We start from the raw sequence: 22,011 nt of genomic DNA on the forward strand, positions 1-22,011 counted from the left end.
TCTTCCCGTGGTCCACGTGACCGATCGTGCCGATGTTCACGTGCGGTTTCGTGCGCTCGAACTTACCTTTAGCCATCTCGGCCTCCGTTATCTTTCAGGGGGTACGGGGGGCTTTCCGATGAAAGCCCCCCGCCCGGCATGTTTCAGGTCAGAGAGATCAGGCGTATTTCGCCTGGATCTCCTCGGAGATGTTCTGCGGCACGCCGTCGTAATGGTCGAACTGCATCGTGAACTGCGCGCGGCCCGAGGACATGGAGCGCAGGGTGTTGATGTAGCCGAACATGTTCGCCAGCGGCACGAAGGCCTGGATGGCGATGGCGTTGCCGCGCTGCTCCTGGCCCGACACCTGCCCGCGACGGGAGGTGAGGTCGCCGATGATGCCGCCGGTGTATTCCTCGGGGGTGAGGACCTCGACCTTCATCATGGGCTCGAGCATCTTGGCGCCCGCTTTCTTGAGGCCCTCGCGCATCGCGGCGCGGGTGGCGATCTCGAAGGCGAGGACCGAGGAGTCGACGTCGTGGAAGGCGCCGTCGATCAGGGCCACCTTGAAGTCGATCACCGGGAAGCCGGCGAGCGGACCGGAGTCCATGACCGACTGGATGCCCTTCTCGACGCCCGGGATGTACTCCTTGGGCACCGCGCCGCCGACGATCTTGCTCTCGAACGAGTAGCCTTCGCCCGGCTCGGTCGGGGTGATGACCAGCTTCACGCGCGCGAACTGACCGGTGCCGCCGGTCTGCTTCTTGTGCGTGTAGTCGATCTCCGCCTCGCGGGAGATGGTCTCACGGTACGCCACCTGCGGCGCGCCGATGTTCGCCTCGACCTTGAACTCGCGCTTCATGCGGTCGACGAGGATGTCGAGGTGAAGCTCGCCCATGCCCTTCATGATGGTCTGACCGGACTCGAGGTCGGTCTCGACGCGGAAGGACGGGTCCTCGGCGGCCAGGCGGGCCAGCGCGTTGGACATCTTCTCCTGGTCGGCCTTCGACTTCGGCTCGACCGCGATCTCGATGACCGGGTCGGGGAAGGTCATGGTCTCCATCACGACCGGCTTCTGCGGATCGCAGAGGGTGTCGCCCGTGGTGGTGTCCTTGAGGCCGGCCAGAGCGATGATGTCGCCGGTCGCCGCCCACTCGATCTCCTCGCGGTCGTTCGAGTGCATCATCATCATACGACCGACGCGCTCTTTCTTGCCCTTGGTCGAGTTGAGGATGGTGCCGCCCTTCTTGATCAGGCCCGAGTAGATGCGGGTGAAGGTGAGCGAGCCGACGAACGGGTCGTTCATGATCTTGAAGGCCAGGCCGCAGAACGGCTCTTCATCGTCCGCCTTGCGCTCGATGTTGCGCTCTTCGGTCTCGTCGTCCGGCGAGAAGCCCATGTAGGGTTTCACGTCGAGCGGACCCGGCAGGTAGTCGATGACGGCGTTCAGCATCGGCTGCACGCCCTTGTTCTTGAACGCGGAGCCCGACAGCACCGGCACGAAGGCCATGGACAGGGTGCCCTTGCGGATCAGCGCGCGCAGGGTCGCCTCGTCGGGCTCGTTGCCCTCGAGATACGCCTCCATCGCGTCGTCGTCCTGCTCGACGGCGAGCTCGATGAGCTCGGCGCGCATTTCTTCAGCGCGGTCCTGCAGCTCTTCGCGGATGTCCTTGATGACCCAGGAGGCGCCGAGATCTTCGCCTTCCCAGACCCACTCCTTCATGGAGATGAGGTCCACGTGGCCCTCGAGCTCCGTCTCCGCGCCGATCGGGAACATCACCGGAAGCGGCTGGGCGCCGGTGCGGTCCTTGATCATCTTCACGCAGTTGAAGAAGTCGGCGCCGATCTTGTCCATCTTGTTGACGAACACGATGCGGGGGACTTCGTAGCGGTCGGCCTGGCGCCAGACGGTCTCGGTCTGGGGCTCGACGCCGGCGTTGGCGTCGAGAACGCAGACGGCGCCGTCAAGCACCGCAAGGGAACGCTCGACTTCGATGGTGAAGTCGACGTGACCGGGGGTGTCGATGATGTTGAAGCGGAACTTCGCTTCGTCGACGGTGTCGCCCCACTCGCCCGACGGGGTCTCGCCGTCGTCGGTGCGGAACCAGAAGGTCGTGGTCGCGGCCGAGGTGATGGTGATGCCGCGCTCCTGCTCCTGCTCCATCCAGTCCATCGTCGCGGCGCCGTCATGGACTTCGCCGATCTTGTGGGACTTGCCGGTGTAGTAGAGGATGCGCTCGGTCGTGGTCGTCTTGCCGGCATCGATGTGCGCCATGATGCCGAAGTTGCGATAACGGGTGAGCGGATATTCGCGGGCCATCGTCTCGGTTCCCTTGCGGTGGCTTGCTGTTACCAGCGGTAGTGGCTGAACGCCTTGTTGGCGTCGGCCATCTTGTGGGTGTCTTCGCGTTTCTTGACCGCGGTGCCGCGGCCGTTCACGGCGTCGAGCAGCTCGTTGGCGAGACGCTCTTCCATCGTGTTTTCGTTGCGCGCGCGGGTGGCGTTGATCAGCCACCGGATCGCCAGGGCCTCACGGCGCTCCGGGCGAACCTCGACGGGGACCTGGTAGGTCGCGCCGCCGACACGGCGGGAGCGGACCTCGACCGACGGCTTGATGTTGTCCAGCGCCTCGTGGAAGACCTCGATGGGCGAGCGCTTGAGCTTGCCCTCGACGCGATCCATCGCGCCGTAGATGATCTTCTCGGCGGCGGACTTCTTGCCGTCGTACATCAGGTTGTTCATGAACTTGGTCAGAACGCGGTCGCCGAACTTGGCGTCGGGCAGGACTTCGCGTTTTTCGGCGCGGTGACGACGAGACATCTGTAATACCTCTTACTTGGGCCGCTTGGCGCCGTATTTGGAGCGCCGCTGGCGACGATCCTTAACGCCCTGGGTGTCGAGCACGCCGCGCAGGATGTGGTAGCGCACGCCGGGAAGATCCTTCACGCGGCCGCCACGGATGAGCACCACGGAGTGCTCCTGCAGGTTGTGCCCCTCACCGGGGATATAGGAGATCACCTCGAACCCGTTGGTCAGGCGCACCTTGGCCACTTTACGAAGCGCCGAGTTCGGCTTCTTCGGCGTGGTGGTGTACACACGGGTGCAGACGCCGCGCTTCTGCGGGCAGGCCTGCAGGTGCATGGACTTCTGGCGTTTCACTTTAGGCTGCCGGGGCTTCCGGATCAGCTGCTGGATCGTCGGCATCGGGCGGATACCCTCTCAACACATTCCCAGTCGCCGCGCAGCCACGAAGGGCGCGCAACACGAATAGCCGCAAGGCGAGGAATGGAACCTGCCTGCGGACTTTTTTGCAGAGGATCAGGGCCGAGACCCGGATCTTGCGTTCGCCAATCAAGGCTAGACCGACCCGCGATGGGGCCGAACGCGCACAGCGAGAAAACGACTCGCTGCGTTGCGGTTGGCGGAAACTACGCATGGGGCTGGTGGGTGTCAACCGCCGCGCCGTATCGGCGGCGGCGGTCGACGCCCGGGACGGCCCGGAAATGGCAGATACGCGCCATGGGGAAACCGAACGGCCGTCCGCGGCAGGGTATATGAACCCGAAAAGAACGCAAAGTTCATTGGTCGGTGGGAAGTGTGAATGTCGCCGCGTCCCCGGTTTCGGGCCCGGGGCGGATGGATTCGCGCGGTTTCGGAGAGCCTGATGCGCAAGACCGGCCTGCGGGCGGCGATTCACTGGCTTCCGCCGGAGGCGGGCGGATGGGACGGGCCGCCACGCCCGGGGATGCGGCCGGGGCTGCGCCCCCTGCCCTGCGGCGGCCCGGTGCGGACCGTCTCCTTGCTGGCGCTCTCGCCCGCCGGGGCCGGGGGATTCGGATGGCTGGCGATTCTGCGCTGCCTCGACGACGCGCCCCCGCCCGGCCAGGGCGCGCAGTTCGCGCTCACCGACGGCCCGCGCGTCATCGCCGTCGGCGTGGTGGAAGGCTGAGGCGCGCCCCCCCCCACGGGCGGCCGGACGCGCGGTCCTGGCGGGCCCGAGGCGCGTCGCGGACCGGGCAGCGCGGCCGGCGCCGTCCCTGCCCTGCCGGCGGCCCTCTCCTCCCCCTGCGCGGGCCCGCATCCGTCCCGGGGCCGGCCCCATCCCTCCCCGCGCGGGAAAGCCGGGGAGACGGGGAGACGGGGAGGCAGGGAGGCGTACGCGGCAAAGGAAAAGGGCCCGGCCGTTTCCGGCCGGGCCCCTCTCATGTCGTCACCCTCGGGCGATCACCCGGGCGATCTCTCGGGCGATCACTCGGCCGAGGGATCGGCCTCGATCACCGCGGCGGCGGCCATCGCCTCGGCCTCGGCCGCGGCGGCCTCCGCCTCGGCCTGGCGCTGCGCGATGATCCGCGCGTCGCGGTCGGAAGCCACGCGCTTGATCGCCTGGGTCGCGCCGCCGGTGCCGGCGGGGATCAGGCGGCCGACGATGACGTTCTCCTTCAGGCCGACGAGCTTGTCGCGCTTGCCCTGGGTGGACGCCTCGGTCAGCACGCGCGTCGTCTCCTGGAAGGAGGCGGCCGAGATGAAGGAGCGGGTCTGCAGCGACGCCTTGGTGATGCCCAGCAGCACCGGCTCCGCCGTGGCCCGCCGCAGCTCGCGGCCGTCCTTCTTCTCGCGCTCGATCAGCTTGGCGTTGGCCTCGTCGAACTCGATCTTGTCGACCTGTTCGCCCTTCAGCAGCGTGGTGTCGCCGCCGTCGAGGATCTCGACCTTCTGCAGCATCTGGCGAACGATCACCTCGATGTGCTTGTCGTTGATCTTCACGCCCTGCAGTCGATAGACGTCCTGAACCTCGTTGACGAGGAAGTCGGCCAGCGCCTCGACGCCCATGATCCGAAGGATGTCATGGGGCGCCGGGTTGCCGTCCAGGAGGTACTCGCCCTTCTGGATGAAGTCGCCTTCCTGCACCGCGATGTGCTTGCCCTTCGGCACCAGGTACTCGACCGGCTCCAGCCCGTCATCCTGCGGCTCGATGGTGATCCGGCGCTTGTTCTTGTAGTCGCGCCCGAACTTCACGATGCCGTCGATCTCGGCGATGATCGCGTGGTCCTTGGGACGACGCGCCTCGAAGAGCTCGGCCACACGCGGCAGACCGCCGGTGATGTCCTTGGTCTTCGCGCCCTCGCGCGGGATACGCGCAAGCACGTCGCCCACGAGGATGTCCTGGCCGTCCTCGACCGAGAGAATGGCGTCCACCGACATCGGATAATGCGCGGGGTTGCCGTTCTCGAGCCGCATCGGCTCGCCGGTGTTCGGATCCATGATGATGATCTCGGGTTTGAGATCATTGCCCTTGGGCGCCGAACGCCAGTCGGTGACGATGCGCTGCGAAATGCCGGTCGCGTCATCCGTGTCCTCGCGGACCGAAAGCCCGAGGGCCAGGTCCACGAAGCGCACCTTGCCCGCCTTCTCGGCGATGATCGGCAGGGTGTACGGATCCCACTCGGCCAGCTTCTGCCCGCGCTCGACCTTGTCGCCTTCCTTGATCAGGAGGCGCGAGCCGTAGGCCAGCTTGTGCGTCGCCCGCTCCACCGGAACCTCGCCGCGCTTGTCCATGATGGCCAGCGTGACGTTGCGGCCCATGACGATGACGTCGCCGTCATGGGTCTCGATCAGGTTGCGGTTGCGGATCTCCAGCTCACCCTCCTGCGAGGCCTCCACGAAGGAGTTGTCGGTGACGTTCGCGGCGCCGCCGATGTGGAAGGTGCGCATGGTCAGCTGGGTGCCCGGCTCGCCGATCGACTGCGCCGCGATGATGCCCACGGACTCGCCCGGGTTCACCGGGGTGCCGCGCGCAAGGTCGCGCCCGTAGCACTTGGCGCAGACGCCGTCCTCAAGCTCGCAGGTCAGCGGGCTGCGGATGCGGATCGACTGCACCTGGGCCGCCTCGATGGCGTCGCAGTGCTTCTCCTCGATCATCTCGCCCTGCGCCACGATCACCTCGCCCGAGGCCGGGTCGATGACGTCCTCGTGGGTGAACCGGCCGAGGCCGCGCTCGGAGATCGACGCGATCACGACGCCGCCGTCCACCACCGGGGTGATGGTGATGCCGGCCTCGGTGCCGCAATCGTCCTGGCGGATGATGCAGTCCTGCGCCACGTCCACGAGACGGCGGGTCAGGTAGCCCGAGTTCGCGGTCTTGAGCGCGGTGTCCGCCAGGCCCTTGCGGGCGCCGTGGGTCGAGTTGAAGTATTCAAGAACGGTCAGGCCTTCCTTGAAGTTCGACACGATCGGCGTCTCGATGATCTCACCCGACGGCTTGGCCATCAGGCCGCGCATGGCGGCCAGCTGGCGCATCTGCGTGGGCGAGCCGCGCGCGCCCGAGTGGGACATCATGTAGACCGAGTTCATTTCCTGCTCGACGCCGTCTTCGACGCGGACCGCGGAAATGTGCGCCATCATCTCGCCGGCGACCTTGTCGGTGCACTTGGCCCAGGCGTCGACGACCTTGTTGTACTTCTCGCCCTGGGTGATCAGGCCGTCGAGGTACTGCTGTTCGAACTCCTTCGCCAGCTCGCGCGTCTCGTTGACGATCGGCCACTTGCTGTCGGGGATCTGCATGTCGTCCTTGCCGAACGAGATGCCGGCCTTGCACGCCTCCTGGAAGCCCAGGGACATGATCCGGTCGCAGAAGATCACCGATTCCTTCTGGCCGCAGTGGCGGTAGACGAGGTCGATGACTTCGCCGACCTCCTTCTTGCGCAGAAGGCGGTTCACGATCTCGAACGGGGTGTTCGGGTTCTTCGGCAGCAGGGCCCCGAGGCGCACGCGGCCCGGGGTGGTCTCGTACCGCTTCTGAACCAGCTCGCCCTCGGCGTTCACTTCCTCGATGCGGGCGATGATCTTGGAGTGCATGTGCACGACGCCCGTGTGCAGGGCGTGATCGATCTCCTCCATCGACGCGAAGGTCATGCCCTCGCCGGGCAGGCCCTTGCGCTCGGTGGTGATGTAGTAGAGGCCGAGGATCATGTCCTGCGAGGGGACGATGATCGGCTTGCCGTTCGCCGGCGACAGCACGTTGTTCGTCGACATCATCAGGACGCGCGCTTCCAGCTGCGCTTCAAGCGACAGCGGGACGTGCACGGCCATCTGGTCGCCGTCGAAATCCGCGTTGAAGGCCGAGCAGACCAGCGGGTGCAGCTGGATCGCCTTGCCCTCGATCAGCACCGGCTCGAACGCCTGGATGCCGAGGCGGTGGAGCGTCGGCGCGCGGTTGAGCAGCACCGGGTGCTCGCGGATCACCTCGTCGAGGATGTCCCAGACCTCGGGACGCTCTTTTTCAACGAGCTTCTTCGCCTGCTTGACGGTGGAGGACAGGCCCTTCGCGTCGAGGCGCGAGTAGATGAAGGGCTTGAACAGCTCCAGCGCCATCTTCTTCGGCAGGCCGCACTGGTGCAGCTTCAGCTCCGGCCCGGTCACGATGACCGAGCGGCCCGAGAAGTCGACGCGCTTGCCGAGCAGGTTCTGGCGGAACCGGCCCTGCTTGCCCTTGAGCATGTCGGAAAGCGATTTCAGCGGGCGCTTGTTGGCGCCGGTGATCACGCGGCCGCGGCGGCCGTTGTCGAACAGCGCGTCCACCGACTCCTGCAGCATGCGCTTTTCGTTCCGGATGATGATGTCCGGGGCGCGCAGCTCGATCAGCCGCTTCAGGCGGTTGTTGCGGTTGATCACGCGGCGGTACAGATCGTTCAGATCCGAGGTCGCGAAGCGGCCGCCGTCGAGCGGCACCAGCGGGCGCAGCTCGGGCGGGATCACCGGGACGACGGTCAGGATCATCCACTCGGGCCGGTTGCCCGACTCGATGAAGTTCTCGACGATCTTCAGGCGCTTGATGATCTTCTTGGGCTTGAGCTCGCCGGTCGCTTCGGCCAGCTCCTCGCGCAGGGTCTCGGCCTCCTGCTCGAGGTCGAGCGCGGCCAGCATCTCGCGGATCGCCTCGGCGCCGATGCCGGCGCGGAAGGCGTCCTCGCCATGCTCGTCCTGCTTGTCGAGGTACTCTTCCTCGGTCAGCAGCTGGCCGTGCTTCATGTCCGTCAGGCCCGGCTCGATCACGACGTACTGTTCGAAGTACAGGATCCGCTCGAGGTCGCGCAGGGTCATGTCCAGCATCAGGCCGATGCGGGAGGGCAGCGATTTCAGGAACCAGATATGGGCGACCGGGGCGGCGAGCTCGATATGGCCCATCCGCTCGCGCCGCACCTTCTGGAGCGTGACTTCGACGCCGCATTTCTCGCAGGTGACCCCGCGATACTTCATGCGCTTGTACTTGCCGCACAGGCACTCGTAGTCCTTGATCGGACCGAAGATGCGCGCGCAGAACAGACCGTCACGTTCCGGCTTGAACGTGCGGTAGTTGATGGTTTCCGGCTTTTTGATCTCACCGAACGACCAGGACAGGATCCGCTCGGGCGAGGCGAGCGTGATCTTGATCTCGTCGAAGGTCTTCGGCGCCTGGACCGGGTTGAAGACGTTGCTGATGTCGTGGTTCATCGCGATGGCTCCGTGTCAGGGCCCCCGGAATGTCGTCCGCCCCCTCGCGCGCGCCCTCGGGGGAGTGGGGGCGCGCGCCTCGGGGGGGCGGGTCAGGCTTCGGCCGCGTCTTCCGCAGCGCCGTCCTCTTCGTCGTCGGCGCCGCTGTCGAGGAGCTCCATGTTGAGGCCCAGCGACCGGATTTCCTTCACGAGCACGTTGAAGGATTCCGGCACGCCGGCCTCGAAGTTGTCCTCGCCCTTGACGATCGACTCGTAGACCTTGGTGCGGCCCGCGACGTCATCCGACTTCACCGTCAGCATTTCCTGCAGGGTGTAGGCGGCGCCGTAGGCTTCCAGCGCCCAGACCTCCATCTCGCCGAAGCGCTGGCCGCCGAACTGCGCCTTGCCGCCCAGCGGCTGCTGGGTGACGAGCGAGTACGGGCCCGTGGAGCGGGCGTGGATCTTGTCGTCCACCAGGTGGTGCAGCTTGAGCAGGTACTTGACGCCGACGGTGACCTTGCGGGCGAACTGCTCGCCCGTGCGGCCGTCGAACACCACCGACTGGCCGGAGACGTCGAAGCCCGCGCGCATCAGCGCGTCGTTCACGTCCGCCTCCTTGGCGCCGTCGAAGACCGGCGTGGCGATCGGGACGCCGCGCTGGACGTTCTCGGCCGCTTCAAGAAGCTCGTCCTCGGTCATGTCGGCGGTGGCCGCCTCGAAGACCTCGTCCGAATACGCCTTGCGCATCGCGTCCTTGACCACCCCGAGGTCGCCCTCGCGCTTGTAGGTCTTGATCGCCTCGGACACGCTCTGGCCCAGGCCGCGCGCGGCCCAGCCCATGTGCGTCTCGAGGATCTGGCCCACGTTCATGCGCGACGGCACGCCGAGCGGGTTGAGCACGAGGTCGACGGCCGTGCCGTCCTCGAGGAAGGGCATGTCCTCCTCGGGAACGACGCGGGACACGACGCCCTTGTTGCCGTGACGGCCGGCCATCTTGTCGCCCGGCTGCAGCTTGCGCTTCACCGCGACGAAGACCTTGACCATCTTCATCACGCCCGGGGGAAGGTCGTCGCCGCGGCGCACCTTCTCCACCTTGTCCTCGAAGCGGGTGTTGAGCACCTTCTTCTGGGCGTCGAACTGCTTGTTCAGCGCCTCGACGGTCTGGGCGGCCTCCTCGTCCTCGAGGGCGAGCTGCCACCACTGGCCGCGGGACAGCTGGCCGAGCACGTCCTCGGTGACGACGGTCCCCGAGCGCACGCCCTTCGGCCCCTTCACCACGGTCTTGCCCATGATCAGCTCTTCGAGGCGCGCGTAGATGTTGCGCTCCAGGATCGCCAGCTCGTCCTCGCGGTCGCGGGACAGGCGCTCGACCTCTTCACGCTCGATCTGAAGCGCGCGCTCGTCCTTCTCCACGCCGTGGCGGTTGAAGACGCGGACCTCGACGATGGTGCCGAAATCGCCCGGGGGCATGCGCAGCGAGGTGTCGCGCACGTCCGAGGCCTTCTCGCCGAAGATGGCGCGAAGCAGCTTCTCCTCCGGGGTCATGGGGGACTCGCCCTTGGGCGTGATCTTGCCCACGAGGATGTCGCCCGGGCCCACGTCGGCGCCGATATAGACGATGCCCGCCTCGTCGAGGTTGCGCAGGGCTTCCTCGCCGACGTTCGGGATGTCGCGCGTGATCTCCTCCGGCCCGAGCTTGGTGTCGCGGGCCATCACCTCGTATTCCTCGATGTGGATCGAGGTGAAGATGTCGTCCTTCGCCACGCGCTCGGAGATGAGGATGGAGTCCTCGTAGTTGTAGCCGTTCCACGGCATGAACGCGACGAGCACGTTCTTGCCGAGCGCCAGCTCGCCGAGATCCGTCGACGGGCCGTCGGCGACGACGTCGCCGGCATTGACCCGGTCGCCCACCTTCACCAGCGGACGCTGGTTGATGCAGGTGTTCTGGTTCGAACGCTGGAACTTGCGCAGGCGGTAGATGTCCACGCCCGGATCGCCCGGCTCCATCTCGTCCGTCACGCGGATGACGATGCGCACCGCGTCGACCTGGTCGATCACGCCGCCGCGGCGGGCGGTGATCGCCGCGCCGGAATCGCGGGCCACGACCTGCTCGATGCCGGTCCCGACGAAGGGCGCGTCGGCCTTCACGAGGGGCACGGCCTGCCGCTGCATGTTCGAGCCCATGAGCGCGCGGTTCGCGTCGTCGTTCTCGAGGAACGGGATCAGCGAGGCGGCCACGGAGACGAGCTGCTTGGGCGACACGTCGATGTAGTCGATGGCTTCACGCGGCGAGAGCTGGAAGTCGCCGGCCTTGCGCGAGGACACGAGGTCGTTGGCCAGCTGGCCGTCCTCGGTCAGCTGCGCGTTGGCCTGCGCCACCGTGTGCCGCATCTCCTCGGTCGCCGACATGTAGTTGACCTCGTCGGTCACCTTGCCGTCGACGACGCGCCGGTAGGGCGTCTCGATGAAGCCATACCGGTTCACGCGCGCGAAGGAGGCGAGCGAGTTGATCAGGCCGATGTTCGGCCCTTCCGGCGTCTCGATCGGGCACATGCGGCCGTAATGGGTCGGGTGGACGTCGCGGACCTCGAAGCCGGCGCGCTCACGGGTCAGGCCGCCCGGGCCAAGCGCCGAGAGGCGGCGCTTGTGGGTGACTTCCGACAGCGGGTTGGTCTGGTCCATGAACTGCGACAGCTGCGAGGAGCCGAAGAATTCACGCACCGCCGCCGCGGCGGGCTTCGCGTTGATCAGGTCCTGCGGCATGACGTTGTCGATCTCGACCGACGACATCCGCTCCTTGATCGCACGCTCCATCCGCAGCAGGCCGACGCGGTACTGGTTCTCCATCAGCTCGCCGACCGAGCGCACGCGCCGGTTGCCGAGGTGGTCGATGTCGTCCACCTCGCCGCGGCCGTCGCGCAGCTCCACCAGCGCCTTCACGACCGCGATGATGTCTTCGCGGCGCAGGGTGCGCTGGGACGGGTCCGCGTCCAGCTGCAGGCGCATGTTCATCTTCACGCGGCCGACCGCGGAAAGGTCGTAGCGCTCGGAATCGAAGAACAGGCCCTCGAACATGGTCTCCGCCGCCTCGACGGTCGGGGGCTCGCCCGGACGCATCACGCGGTAGATGTCCAGGAGCGCCTGCTCCCGGTTCATGTTCTTGTCGAGCGCCATGGTGTTGCGCATCCACGGCCCGATGACGATGTTGTCGATGTCGAGCGTGGGGATTTCGTCGAAGCCGGCGTCCAGCAGCTGCTGCACGTTCTCTTCGGTCAGCTCGTCGCCCGCCTCGACATAGATCGCGCCGGTCTTGACGTTGATCATGTCGCGCGCGGCGAAGCGGCCGTAGATCCGCTCGAACGGCTCGAGCAGGCGCTCCACGGCGCTGTCCTGGGTCAGCAGGTTGATCTTGCGCGGCGTGATCTTCTTGCCGGCCTCGAACAGGACCTCGCCGGTGTCGGCGTTGATCAGGTCATGGTCGGGCTTGGTCGCCTTCAGCCGATCGCCGTTGAACGGGATCGCCCAGCCGTCTTTCTGCTTCTTGTACGCGACCGTGTCATAGAACTGCGCCATGATCTGGTCCTGGTCCAGCCCGAGGGCGTAGAGCAGGGTGGTCACGGGCAGCTTGCGGCGCCGGTCGATGCGCGCGAAGACGATGTCCTTGGCGTCGAATTCGAAGTCGAGCCAGGAGCCGCGATAGGGGATGACGCGCGAGGCGAACAGGAGCTTGCCCGAGGAGTGGGTCTTGCCCTTGTCATGGTCGAAGAACACGCCCGGCGAGCGGTGCATCTGGGAGACGATGACGCGCTCGGTCCCGTTCACGATGAACGTGCCGTGCTGGGTCATGAGCGGCATGTCGCCCATGTACACGTCCTGCTCCTTGATGTCCTTGACGGACTTCGCGCCGGTGTCCTCGTCCACCTCGAACACGATCAGCCGCAGCGTCACCTTGAGCGGCGCGCTGTAGGTCATGTCCCGCTGCTGGCATTCCTCAACGTCGTACTTGGGATGTTCCAGTTCGTAGTTCACGAACTCGAGCACCGCAGTCTCGTTGAAATCCTTGATCGGGAACACCGACTGGAACACGCCCTGGATGCCCTCGCCGTCCGTCGGCTCAGGAAGATCGCCGGACTGGAGGAACAGGTCGTAGGAGGATTTCTGAACCTCGATGAGGTTCGGCATCTTCGCGACTTCGCGAATCTTGCCGTAATGCCTGCGGATGCGCTTTCTGCCGGAATGCGTCAGAGCCATGCTCGGTCTCACCTCGTGCTTCGCGCGCCGCGCGGGCGGCCGGGACCACCGCCGCGCGGGCCTAAGCGGAACGTTCGGATCCAATGCCGCGGCCGCGTCCCAATGCGGCCTTCCCGGATCCAAGCGCGCCCTCCGGGACGTCCCCTTTCCCTGCCCTGACCGGGCCGTCGGACCCTGCGTTCCAGGGTCGGGGGCGTCCGAGACGACGCAGGCTGCACCCGCCGCGACGGCGGGTGCAGCCCAGATTTTCGATCGTCCGCGTCCGCGGCCGGCCTGGGGTCAGGCGACCGCTTCGGCGGAAGAGATCACTTGAGCTCGACCTTGGCGCCGGCCTCTTCGAGCTTCTTCTTGATCTCTTCGGCTTCCTCTTTCGGAGCCTGCTCCTTCACGGCCTTGCCGCCGGCCTCGACCAGCTCCTTGGCCTCTTTCAGGCCCAGGCCGGTGATGGCGCGCACTTCCTTGATCACGTTGATCTTCTTGGCGCCGGCATCGACGAGGATGACGTCGAACTCGGTCTTCTCTTCCTCGGCGGCGCCGCCGGCGTCGCCGGCCGGGCCGGCCATCATCACCGCGCCGCCGGCGGCGGGCTCGATGCCGTACTCGTCCTTAAGGATGTTCTTCAGTTCGTTGGCTTCCAGCAGGGTCAGACCAACGAGCTGTTCGGCGAGGGCTTTAAGATCGGCCATTGTAGTGTTCCGTTCGGTTCAGAGTGTGCAGGGATATGTCCGGCGGCGCAAAGGCCGCTGGAAAGAGGCCTCAGGCCTCTTCCTTCTCGGACATGGTCTTGAGGATGCCCGCGATGTTGGTCGCGGGGGCGGTGATCGCCGAAGCCAGGTTCGCGCCGGGGGCCATGATGCACCCGACGATCTGCGCCAGGACCTCTTCGCGCGACGGCATTTTCGACAGGGTCGAAACGCCGTTGCGGTCGAGAATGTCCTTGCCCATCGCGCCGCCGAGAACGACGAGCTTGTCGTTCTTCTTGGCGAAGTCCTCGATCACCTTGGCCGGGGCCACGGGATCTTCGGCATAAGCAAGGACGGTCTGCCCGGTCAGGTACTTGGACATCCCTTCGATGTCCTTGTCCTTCAGGGCGATCTTGGCGAGCCTGTTCTTCGCGACGCGGACCGTGCCCCCAGCATTGCGCATCTGGAGGCGGAGGTCCTGCATCTCGGCGACCGTGAGGCCGGCGTAGTGACAAACAATCACTGCGCCAGAGTCGGAAAACGCCTGGTCGAGTTCGGCGACCACTGCGGCTTTCTGCGCTCTATCCACGGTTCTCTCCGTTAACATGGCAGGGGTCGCCCCCTGCCGGCTCCATGTCCCTCCCGAGCGGCGAGCCGCCTGGGAAGGGGTTCAGTCCCGTCCGGGTCCTGAGCCGCCAAGACCGCCGCAAAGGCCGCCTTTCGCACACTCATTCACCGTCTATGGCGGGGGATTAAGACGACCCGAAGGCCCTCTCCCGCCGTCTCGGACAGGCCGGACCGCCTTCCCGAAGGAAACCGGCCCTTATCCCGCCGCGCGCCCGAAGGCGCACGGCGGAAATTCTCACTCGTTCGCAGTCGCGTCGGCGACGTCGAGGGTCACGCCCGGGCCCATGGTGGAGCTCAGGACGATCTTCTTGACATAGGTGCCCTTGGCGCCCGACGGCTTCGCGCGCACCACGGCGTCGACGAAGGCCTTGACGTTGGTCGCCAGGTCGCCGTCGGCGAAGGAGGCCTTGCCGAGGCCGGCGTGGACCACGCCGCCCTTCTCGGCCTTGAACTGCACTTCGCCGCCCTTGGCCGCTTCCACAGCCGCCTTGACGTCCATGGTCACCGTGCCGACCTTCGGGTTCGGCATCAGGTTGCGCGGGCCGAGGATTTTGCCGAGGCGGCCGACGATGGGCATCATGTCCGGGGTGGCGATGCAGCGATCGAACTCGATCTTGCCGCCCTGGATGGTCTCCATCAGGTCCTCGGCGCCCACGATGTCGGCGCCGGCGGCGGTCGCTTCGTCCGCCTTCGGGCCGCGCGCGAACACGGCGACGCGGACGGTCTTGCCGGTGCCGGCGGGCAGGGTCACGGTGCCGCGGACCATCTGGTCGGCGTGGCGCGGGTCGACCCCGAGGTTCATCGCGATCTCGACGGTCTCGTCGAATTTCGCGGTCGCGTTGGCCTTCACCAGGGCGATGGCGTCGGCAACCGCGAGGTTGGCCTTGCCTTCGACGGCGGCGCGGGACGCGGCGACGCGTTTACCAAGTTTCGCCATTCGATCAGCCCTTCACTTCCACGCCCATCGAACGCGCCGAGCCGAGCACGATCTGCATCGCGGCTTCGACGTCGTTGGCGTTCAGGTCGGGCATCTTCACTTCGGCGATCTCGCGCAGCTGCTTCACGGTGATCGAACCCACGGTCTCGCGACCCGGGTTGTTCGCGCCGGACTTCAGCTTCGCGGCCTTCTTGATCAGGAACGACGCGGGGGGCGTCTTGACCACGAAGGTGAACGACTTGTCCTGGTAGTAGGTGATGATGGTCGGGCACGGGGCGCCCGGCTCCATCCCCTGGGTCGCGGCGTTGAACTCCTTGCAGAAGCCCATGATGTTGATGCCGCGCTGACCCAGCGCCGGGCCGATGGGCGGCGACGGGTTGGCCTTGCCGGCCGGCACCTGCAGCTTCAGGCTGCCGATGATTTTCTTCGCCATTGCGAAGTCTCCTTGCGTTTCCCGGCCTTCGGGCGCGCCCTCGGGCCTTTGCGGTCAGCGGTGCGGGCTTGGCGACGCGTCGCCTCCCCCTCCCGCCAAGGTGGGCGCCCCTTGGGGCGCCCCGCCCTCAGCCCTGCTTCTGGACCTGGGCGTATTCCAGCTCGACCGGGGTGGCCCGGCCGAAGATCGAGACGGTCACCTTGAGGCGCGCGTTCTCTTCGTCGACTTCCTCGACGGTGCCGCCGAAGCTTTCGAACGGGCCGTCGGTCACCTTCACCTGCTCGCCGATCTCGAACGAGATCGCGGGGCGCGGGCGCTCCAGGCCTTCCTCGACCTGGTTGATGATCCGGTCGACCTCGCCCTGCCGCAGCGGCGAGGGCTTGCCCATCGGGCCGAGGAAGCCGGTGACGCGGTTGACGTCCATCACGGTGTGATAGGCGGCGTCCGACATCTCCATCTTCACGAGGACGTAGCCCGGCATGAACCGGCGCTCGGTCTGCACCTTCTTGCCGCGGCGCAGCTCGACCACTTCCTCGGTGGGGACAAGCACGTCCTCGATCTGGTCTTCCAGACCGTTCTGGCGCGCAGCCTCCTTGATCGCCTCGGCCACCTTCTTCTCGAAGTTGGACAGAACGTTCACAGTGTACCAGCGCTTCGCCATGCTCGACCGCTCATCCCTCTCGCCGCATTGTCTTCGGCGGCGTTTGTTCCGTTCGCCCCCTTCGGCGGGGGCCTGCCCGTGTCGTCGTCTCCGAACCCGGCGGCCCGGCCCCGCGCCCCGTCTCGCCCCGTCGCGCGCCTCGTGTCGCAGCGTTCGGGGAAAAACAATCGCGCGCCGACGACGAATCGCCTCGGCGCGCTGAGGGGCGTGAGTTACTGGCCGATAGTCCCCGCACGGCCCCGAGTCAAGGCCGGGGCGCCCGGGGGCGGGGGTCTCTCGGCCCGCGTCGCCGCGTCAGCCGGCGATGCTGAGGATGCCGTTGACCCCGAGGCCGATGACCTGGTCGACGATGAAGAAGAAGATCGCGGCCACCGTCGCCATCACGAACACCATGATCGTGGTCACGATGGTCTCGCGCCGCGTCGGCCACACGACCTTGGCGGCCTCGGCGCGGGTTTCCTGGATGAACTTGGCGGGGTTCATCTTGCTCATGGGGATCCTGGCCTTTCACCGCCCGCGGGACCGGCGCACGGGGCGCGCCCTGTCCGGGGCCTGGTCTGCTCGCGAACGCGGTTACGGCCCGATATGGGCCCGGCGGCAAGGTCCTTCAAGGACCGGGCCGCGCGTGGCAGGGGCGGAGGGACTCGAACCCACGACCTACGGTTTTGGAGACCGTTGCTCTACCAACTGAGCTACACCCCTGCGGTGGCGCGGCGCTCCTTCTACGGGGGTTGCGGGGGTTGGTCAAGCGCCTCTCGCGCCTGATTTCACCGCCCGTGCGCGGGCGCGGCCGGGGCGCGGCCGGAGCGACGCCGGGGCGCGGCGCGGCGGGGTGCGAAACCGCGCGAGACCGGCCCCGATCCGCCCGTTTCGGGCGGTTTTCAGCCCCCCGGGGCCACGAAGACGCGCGGGCGGCCGTCCTTGGACAGGCGCACCGAGTTGGCCGAGATCGTGTCCACCCGCCAGCCGTCGAACACGGCGCCGACATGGACGTAGTCGACGGCGCCCGAGGGCAGGCGCATCAGCGCGCGCCAGTCCCCGGCCTGGCCGAAGATCCCGACCAGGGCGATTCCCTGCGCCGGGAAGCCGGTGCGGGTGCCGCCGACCACCTCGCCGGGGGCGACGGCATGGGCGGGGGCGGGGATCTCGTCATGCTCCTCCTCGGCGCGCGCGGCCTCGTCCGCATGGGCGATGGCGGCGGCGCGGGCGGCGGCGCGCTCGGTCGCCCGCGCTGGCGCACGCGCCGGGCGGGCGAGGGGGATCGGCGCCGAGGGGTCGGCGACGCCGCGCGGCGCGGGCGCGGCCCGCGCCGGGCGCGCGGCGGGCAACGGCGCGGCGGCATCGGCGGCCGCGGTGGCGGCGGCGGGCGCGGCATCGGCGGGCGCGCCCTGCCCCGCGGCGGCCTCGTCCACCCGCGCCAGGGCGGCGGAGACGGCCGCGGTCAGGTCCACGGCCGCGGCGTCGGTTTCGGCGTCGGTTTCGGCTTCAGCCGCGGGTCCGGCCTGCGCCGCGGCGCCCTGCCCCGGCCGCGGCGCGGGGATCGGCCCGTCCGACAGCGCCGCGGCGCGCGACGGCGGCGCGGGCGCGGTTTCGGGCGCGGCCCAGGCCGGGACACCGCCCCCGCCCAGAAGCAGGAGCAGGAGCGCGGCCGCGGCCGCGCCCCCCCGTTTCAGCCGGCGCGCGGCCATGCTCAGGCGGCCCCGGACAGCGCCTGGTCGAGATCGGCGATCAGGTCCGCCGGGTCCTCGATGCCGATCGACAGGCGCACCACCGACGGGCCCGCGCCCGCCGCCTCCTGCTGCTCCTCGGTCAGCTGGCGATGGGTGGTCGAGGCCGAGTGGATGATCAGCGAGCGGGTGTCGCCAAGGTTCGCGACGTGGGAGAAGATCTCCAGCTCCTCCACCAGCTTCACGCAGGCGTCGTAGCCGCCCTTGAGGCGGATCGTGAACAGCCCGCCCGTGCCCTTGGGATAGAGCTTCTTCGCCCGGCGGTGATAGGGCGAGGATTTCAGCCCCGCATAGGTCACGCTTTCGACCGCGTCATGGGCCTCGAGCCACTGGGCGAGGATCAGCGCGTTCTCGGAATGCTTGGCCATGCGCAGGCTCAGCGTCTCGAGGCCGAGCAGCGCGTAGAACGCGTTCTGCGGCGCCATGGTCATGCCGAGATCGCGCAGCCCCACCGCGTGGCCGTGCAGCGTGTAGGCCAGCGGGCCGAAGGTCTCGTGGAACTTCAGGCCGTGATAGGCCGGCTCGGGCTGGGACAGCGACGGGAACTTGTCCGAGGCCGACCAGTCGAAATTGCCGATGTCCACCACCGCGCCGCCCATCGCCTGGCCGGAGCCGGAGAGGTACTTGGTGACCGAGTGGACCACGATGTTGGCCCCGTGATCCCCGGGGCGGAACAGGTAGGGGGTGGCAGAGGTGTTGTCGACGATCAGCGGCACGCCCTTCTTCTCGGCGATCTTGGCGATCCTGGGGATGTCGGTGACATGGCCGCCAGGGTTCGAGATCGACTCGCAGAAGATCGCCTTGGTGCGCTTGGTCACGGCGCGGGAGACCTGCCCGGCCTCCTCGAAGTCCACGAACTTGGCTTCCCAGCCGAAGCGCTTGAAGGTCTGGCTGAACTGGGTGATCGAGCCGCCGTAGAGGCGGGTGGAGACCACCACGTTGTCGCCGGGCGACATCAGCGGGAACAGCGCCATGATCTGCGCGGCATGGCCCGAGGAGGTGCAGGTGCAGCCGACGCCCCCTTCAAGGGCCGCGATCCGCTCCTGCAGAACCGACACGGTCGGGTTGGTCAGGCGCGAGTAGATGAAGCCCACTTCCTGCAGGTTGAACAGCGCGGCGGCATGTTCGGCGTCGCGGAACACGTAGGCGGTGTTCTGGTAGATCGGCGTCTGCCGCGCCCCGGTGGCCGGATCCGGCCGGGCGCCGGCATGGACCTGAAGCGTGTCGAACCCGAAGCTCTTGGCGGCGTCGCTCATGGATGTCTCCCTCTCGTTCCGGCGCCGGTGCGCGCCGGGCCCGCCTCTCGCGGCGGGGTTGAATCGGCAGGCGCCGCTCCGGGCGCCTCGCGGCGGCGAGAGTAGCGGATGGGGCGCGCTAGGGAAGCGCCGAATGATGAACGAAAGGCGCCCGCGCCGCCTCCCCCGCCGGGGGGGCTGACGCGCGGGCGCCGAGGGGGCATGATCGCGCCCGGCCCCGGCCGCCGCCGGTCGCGCGGCGCGCGGGGCCCGGGCCGCCCGCCCCGGCACGCGGGCGCAAGGACGCCCCGCCCGCGCGGGCGGCGGCAGGGACAATTCGGGAGCGCGCGATGATCACCATCTGGGGCCGGGACACCTCGGCCAACCTCCAGGCCGTCATGTGGACGGCGGCGGAAATCGGGCTCGCGGTCGAGCGGATCGACTGGGGCGGCAAGTTCGGCGGCAATGACGACCCGGCCTACCGGGCGATGGCGCCGCACGGGAAGGTTCCGGCGCTGCGGGACGGAGAGCTGACGCTGTTCGAGAGCCCGGCCATGGTGCGCTACCTGGCCGCCGCTTATGGCGACGAGCATTTCTGGCCGCATTCCCCGGCGGCGCGGGCCGATCTCGACCAATGGGCGGAATGGGCCAAGACCTCGCTCGCCTTCGCGATCATCAACGGGGTGTTCGTCTACACCTACCGGGTGAAGCCGTCGCAGCAGGACCCGGCCGAGGTCGCGCGCCTCGTGGCCGCCGCGAGCGCCGAGGCGCGGCTGGCGGACGCCCGGATCGGCGACGGGCCGTGGCTGGCGGGGGAGACCTTCACCTGGGCCGACATCATGATGGGGCACATGCTCTATCGCTGGTACGAGATGCCGGTGGAGCGGCCCACGGACACGCCCAACCTCGACGCCTATTACAAGCGCCTCTGCGCCCGCCCGGCCTTCGCCGAGCATGTCATGGTGCCGTTCGAGGAGCTGAAGGCGCAGGACTGACGGGGCCGTCCCGGGCGTTTCGCGCCCCGCGGGCCGCGCCCGGGTTCCAGGCGTCCCGCGAAGCCTCCGGGCGGCGCCGGCCTGCGGCCGGGCCGTCCTTCGGCGGGGGGCGCGCCGCCCCGGCCGCGGCGCGGGCGGGCGCGCCCCCCCGCGCAGAAACGCGAAAGGCCCCGGCGGCGCGTCCACGCCGCCGGGGCCTTTTTCCGTGCGTGGCCGCGCCGGGAGCGTCCCGGCGGGCGAGCGCGATCAGGCGATCGCCACCAGCTCGACCTCGAAGGTCAGGGCCTTGCCGGCCAGCGGGTGGTTGGCGTCGAGGGTGATCGCGTCCTCGGTCACCTCGGAGATCACCACGTTCACCGCCTGCCCGTCCGGGGTCTGCACCTGCAGCTGCGTCCCGAGATCGGTGGGGATGTGGTCGGGCACGTCGGCGCGCGGCACGGCCTGCACGCGGGCCGGGTCATGCTCGCCGTAAGCCTCGGCGGGCTCGACGCGCACGGTGCGGCTCTCGCCCACCGCGATGCCCTCGAGACCGGCCTCGAGACCGGGGATGATCTGCCCGGCGCCGAGCTGGAAGGAGAGCGGGTCGCGCCCCTCGGAGCTGTCGAACACGCTGCCGTCGTCCAGCGTGCCCTTGTAGTGAAGATGCAGAGTGTCGCCCGGCTTGGCCTGGGTCATGCAGCGTTCCTTTCGGGGGGGGTGGTCGTGAATGTTCCGAGGCCGCGCTGCGCGCGGGTTGCTCGGCCGCTCCCCTTTAGGCTGGAGGTTCGGCGCCCGGTTGTAAACCGCCGCGGCCAAGATTTTCGGGCCGTTTTCCACGGTTTTCGCGCCCGCGGGACGGCCCCGCGGGCGCGTTCCGCCCCGTTTCGCCCCGCCCCGGCCTTACGCGAAGACCTCGCGCAGGAACGCCGCCGTCGCCGCGCGGGCCTTGCGGGCGATGTCGATGTCGAACACGTCGAAGGCGTGGATGCCGCCCGGCCAGACGTTGAGCCGCGCGTCCAGCCCCGCCCCCGCCCAGCGCGCCGCCATCTGCAGCGTGTCGTCCATCAGCGGGTCCATGGTGCCGACCTGGAACAGCGCCGGGGGCATGCCCGAGAGGTCGGCGAGGATCGGCGAGGCGGCGGGCGTGTCGCGCACCGCGGCGTCGGGGGTGAGGTTCGCGGTGAACCATTCCACCGCGGGGGTGTTGAGGACCAGCTTGCGCTCGCCCCAGTTCCGCAGCTTGGCGGTCAGCCGCAGGTCGAAGGCGCCGTACATCAGCATGGCGCCGCGGACCTGGTGCACCCGCCCCGCCTCGCGCAGGCGCAGCAGGGTGACGGCGCTCAGGTGGCCGCCCGCGCTCTCGCCGCCGATGGCGAAGCGGTCGGTCCCGAACTCCGCCCCCGCGTGGTCCAGCGCCCAGAGCGCGCCATTGAGGCAGTCGTCCGGCCCCGCGGGCCAGGGGTTCTCGGGCGCGAGGCGGTATTCGAGCGAGACCACGGCGCAGCCCGCCGCCTGCGCCAGCTCCTGGTTCAGCGCGTCGTGGTAGGAGGGGCGGCCGACGGTCCAGCCCCCGCCATGGATATGGATGTAGACGCCCGTCGCCTTGTCCCCCGGCGGCGGGGTGATGCGCACGCGGCCCCCGGGGATGTCGCGCCACTCGGAGCCGTCGATGGGGCCATGCGCCGGGAAGATGCCCTTGCCCGCGTCGCGCGCGGCGCGGGTGACCTCGGGCGGGATCTCGTGCGTGGCGGGCAGCTCGGCGAGCGTCGCCTCGAACTTCGCGTTGAAGGCGGCGGTTTCCTCCGAGATCGCCTCGGGGCGGAACAGGGCGGGGTCGAGGGTGAGCATGGGCGGCGTTTCCTGTCGGCTTTTGTCATTCGGCCTTCGCGGCGGCCTTTTCCCGCGCAGGGTGGCGCGGCTTCGGGCGCCAAGGCAAGGGAAAGCGGCGCGGGATGGGGGGGGGGGGGGGGGGGGGGGGGGGGGGGGGGGGGGGGGGGGGGGGGGGGGGGGGGGGGGGGGGGGGGGGGGGGGTG

General features: G+C 68.5%; 17 protein-coding genes and 1 tRNA gene. 2 read left to right on the forward strand and 16 right to left on the reverse strand.

Annotated features, from left to right (window positions below; translation table 11 throughout):
* Window positions 1–157: 157 nt before the first annotated feature.
* The 3 genes from fusA to rpsL are packed head-to-tail and all read right to left on the reverse strand — an operon-like array spanning window position 158 to window position 3,183.
* Complete coding sequence (fusA, locus tag ACQ5SO_RS19740) at window positions 158–2,299, reverse strand: elongation factor G (RefSeq protein ID WP_430943367.1); 2,142 nt, start codon at window positions 2,297–2,299, stop codon at window positions 158–160.
* A 29-nt stretch (window positions 2,300–2,328) separates the two neighbouring features.
* On the reverse strand, window positions 2,329–2,799 hold the full coding sequence (gene rpsG / locus ACQ5SO_RS19745; protein ID WP_430943368.1) for a 30S ribosomal protein S7: 471 nt from the start codon (window positions 2,797–2,799) through the stop codon (window positions 2,329–2,331).
* A gap of 12 nt (window positions 2,800–2,811) precedes the next feature.
* On the reverse strand, window positions 2,812–3,183 hold the full coding sequence (gene rpsL / locus ACQ5SO_RS19750) for a 30S ribosomal protein S12 (protein ID WP_430943369.1): 372 nt from the start codon (window positions 3,181–3,183) through the stop codon (window positions 2,812–2,814).
* A 460-nt stretch (window positions 3,184–3,643) separates the two neighbouring features.
* Between rpsL and ACQ5SO_RS19755 the strand changes: the two genes are divergently transcribed.
* The gene (locus ACQ5SO_RS19755) at window positions 3,644–3,928 is read left to right on the forward strand and encodes a hypothetical protein (RefSeq protein WP_430943370.1); all 285 of its coding nucleotides are present in this window, start codon (window positions 3,644–3,646) and stop codon (window positions 3,926–3,928) included.
* Between the two features lie 299 nt (window positions 3,929–4,227).
* On the opposite strand, the gene rpoC is transcribed toward ACQ5SO_RS19755, so the two are convergent.
* The 11 genes from rpoC to ACQ5SO_RS19810 all read right to left on the reverse strand — a co-directional run bounded on the left by rpoC (window position 4,228) and on the right by ACQ5SO_RS19810 (window position 19,025).
* Window positions 4,228–8,469 (reverse strand): DNA-directed RNA polymerase subunit beta', encoded by a 4,242-nt coding sequence (gene rpoC, locus ACQ5SO_RS19760; RefSeq protein ID WP_430943371.1) that lies wholly within the window; start codon window positions 8,467–8,469, stop codon window positions 4,228–4,230.
* Between the two features lie 92 nt (window positions 8,470–8,561).
* Window positions 8,562–12,701 carry a DNA-directed RNA polymerase subunit beta gene (gene rpoB / locus ACQ5SO_RS19765; RefSeq protein WP_430943372.1) on the reverse strand — a complete coding sequence of 1,380 codons (4,140 nt, stop codon included), beginning with the start codon at window positions 12,699–12,701 and terminating at the stop codon, window positions 8,562–8,564.
* Window positions 12,702–13,006: 305 nt separating this feature from the next.
* Window positions 13,007–13,387, reverse strand: coding sequence for a 50S ribosomal protein L7/L12 (gene rplL / locus ACQ5SO_RS19770; RefSeq protein ID WP_430943373.1), 381 nt, complete (start codon window positions 13,385–13,387; stop codon window positions 13,007–13,009).
* Window positions 13,388–13,457: 70 nt separating this feature from the next.
* Window positions 13,458–13,973 carry a 50S ribosomal protein L10 gene (rplJ, locus tag ACQ5SO_RS19775; protein ID WP_430943374.1) on the reverse strand — a complete coding sequence of 172 codons (516 nt, stop codon included), beginning with the start codon at window positions 13,971–13,973 and terminating at the stop codon, window positions 13,458–13,460.
* 273 nt (window positions 13,974–14,246) lie between these two features.
* Window positions 14,247–14,948 carry a 50S ribosomal protein L1 gene (gene rplA / locus ACQ5SO_RS19780; RefSeq protein ID WP_430943375.1) on the reverse strand — a complete coding sequence of 234 codons (702 nt, stop codon included), beginning with the start codon at window positions 14,946–14,948 and terminating at the stop codon, window positions 14,247–14,249.
* Between the two features lie 4 nt (window positions 14,949–14,952).
* Window positions 14,953–15,381, reverse strand: coding sequence for a 50S ribosomal protein L11 (rplK, locus tag ACQ5SO_RS19785; RefSeq protein WP_430943376.1), 429 nt, complete (start codon window positions 15,379–15,381; stop codon window positions 14,953–14,955).
* Between the two features lie 127 nt (window positions 15,382–15,508).
* Entirely contained in the window at window positions 15,509–16,042 is a 534-nt protein-coding gene (nusG, locus tag ACQ5SO_RS19790) for a transcription termination/antitermination protein NusG (RefSeq protein ID WP_430943377.1), read from the reverse strand.
* Window positions 16,043–16,336: 294 nt separating this feature from the next.
* On the reverse strand, window positions 16,337–16,534 hold the full coding sequence (gene secE, locus ACQ5SO_RS19795) for a preprotein translocase subunit SecE (RefSeq protein ID WP_430943378.1): 198 nt from the start codon (window positions 16,532–16,534) through the stop codon (window positions 16,337–16,339).
* Window positions 16,535–16,668: 134 nt separating this feature from the next.
* Window positions 16,669–16,744: transfer RNA gene (locus ACQ5SO_RS19800), tRNA-Trp, on the reverse strand.
* Between the two features lie 179 nt (window positions 16,745–16,923).
* On the reverse strand, window positions 16,924–17,730 hold the full coding sequence (locus ACQ5SO_RS19805; RefSeq protein WP_430943379.1) for a hypothetical protein: 807 nt from the start codon (window positions 17,728–17,730) through the stop codon (window positions 16,924–16,926).
* Window positions 17,731–17,732: 2 nt separating this feature from the next.
* Window positions 17,733–19,025, reverse strand: a complete 1,293-nt coding sequence (locus ACQ5SO_RS19810) for an O-acetylhomoserine aminocarboxypropyltransferase/cysteine synthase family protein (RefSeq protein WP_430943380.1) — start codon at window positions 19,023–19,025, stop codon at window positions 17,733–17,735.
* 329 nt (window positions 19,026–19,354) lie between these two features.
* On the opposite strand from ACQ5SO_RS19810, the gene ACQ5SO_RS19815 reads away from it, so the two are divergent.
* The gene (locus ACQ5SO_RS19815) at window positions 19,355–19,999 is read left to right on the forward strand and encodes a glutathione S-transferase family protein (protein ID WP_430943381.1); all 645 of its coding nucleotides are present in this window, start codon (window positions 19,355–19,357) and stop codon (window positions 19,997–19,999) included.
* Between the two features lie 246 nt (window positions 20,000–20,245).
* Here the strand turns inward: ACQ5SO_RS19815 and ACQ5SO_RS19820 are convergent, their stop codons facing one another.
* Together ACQ5SO_RS19820 and ACQ5SO_RS19825 are read right to left on the reverse strand one after the other, a co-directional pair.
* Complete coding sequence (locus ACQ5SO_RS19820; protein ID WP_430943382.1) at window positions 20,246–20,674, reverse strand: FKBP-type peptidyl-prolyl cis-trans isomerase; 429 nt, start codon at window positions 20,672–20,674, stop codon at window positions 20,246–20,248.
* Window positions 20,675–20,878: 204 nt separating this feature from the next.
* Window positions 20,879–21,826 carry an alpha/beta hydrolase gene (locus tag ACQ5SO_RS19825; RefSeq protein ID WP_430943383.1) on the reverse strand — a complete coding sequence of 316 codons (948 nt, stop codon included), beginning with the start codon at window positions 21,824–21,826 and terminating at the stop codon, window positions 20,879–20,881.
* Window positions 21,827–22,011 lie beyond the last annotated feature (185 nt).

It is taken from the genome of Rhodovulum sp. DZ06 (genome assembly GCF_050586345.1).
Classification (GTDB): Bacteria; Pseudomonadota; Alphaproteobacteria; order Rhodobacterales; family Rhodobacteraceae; genus JBOCEF01.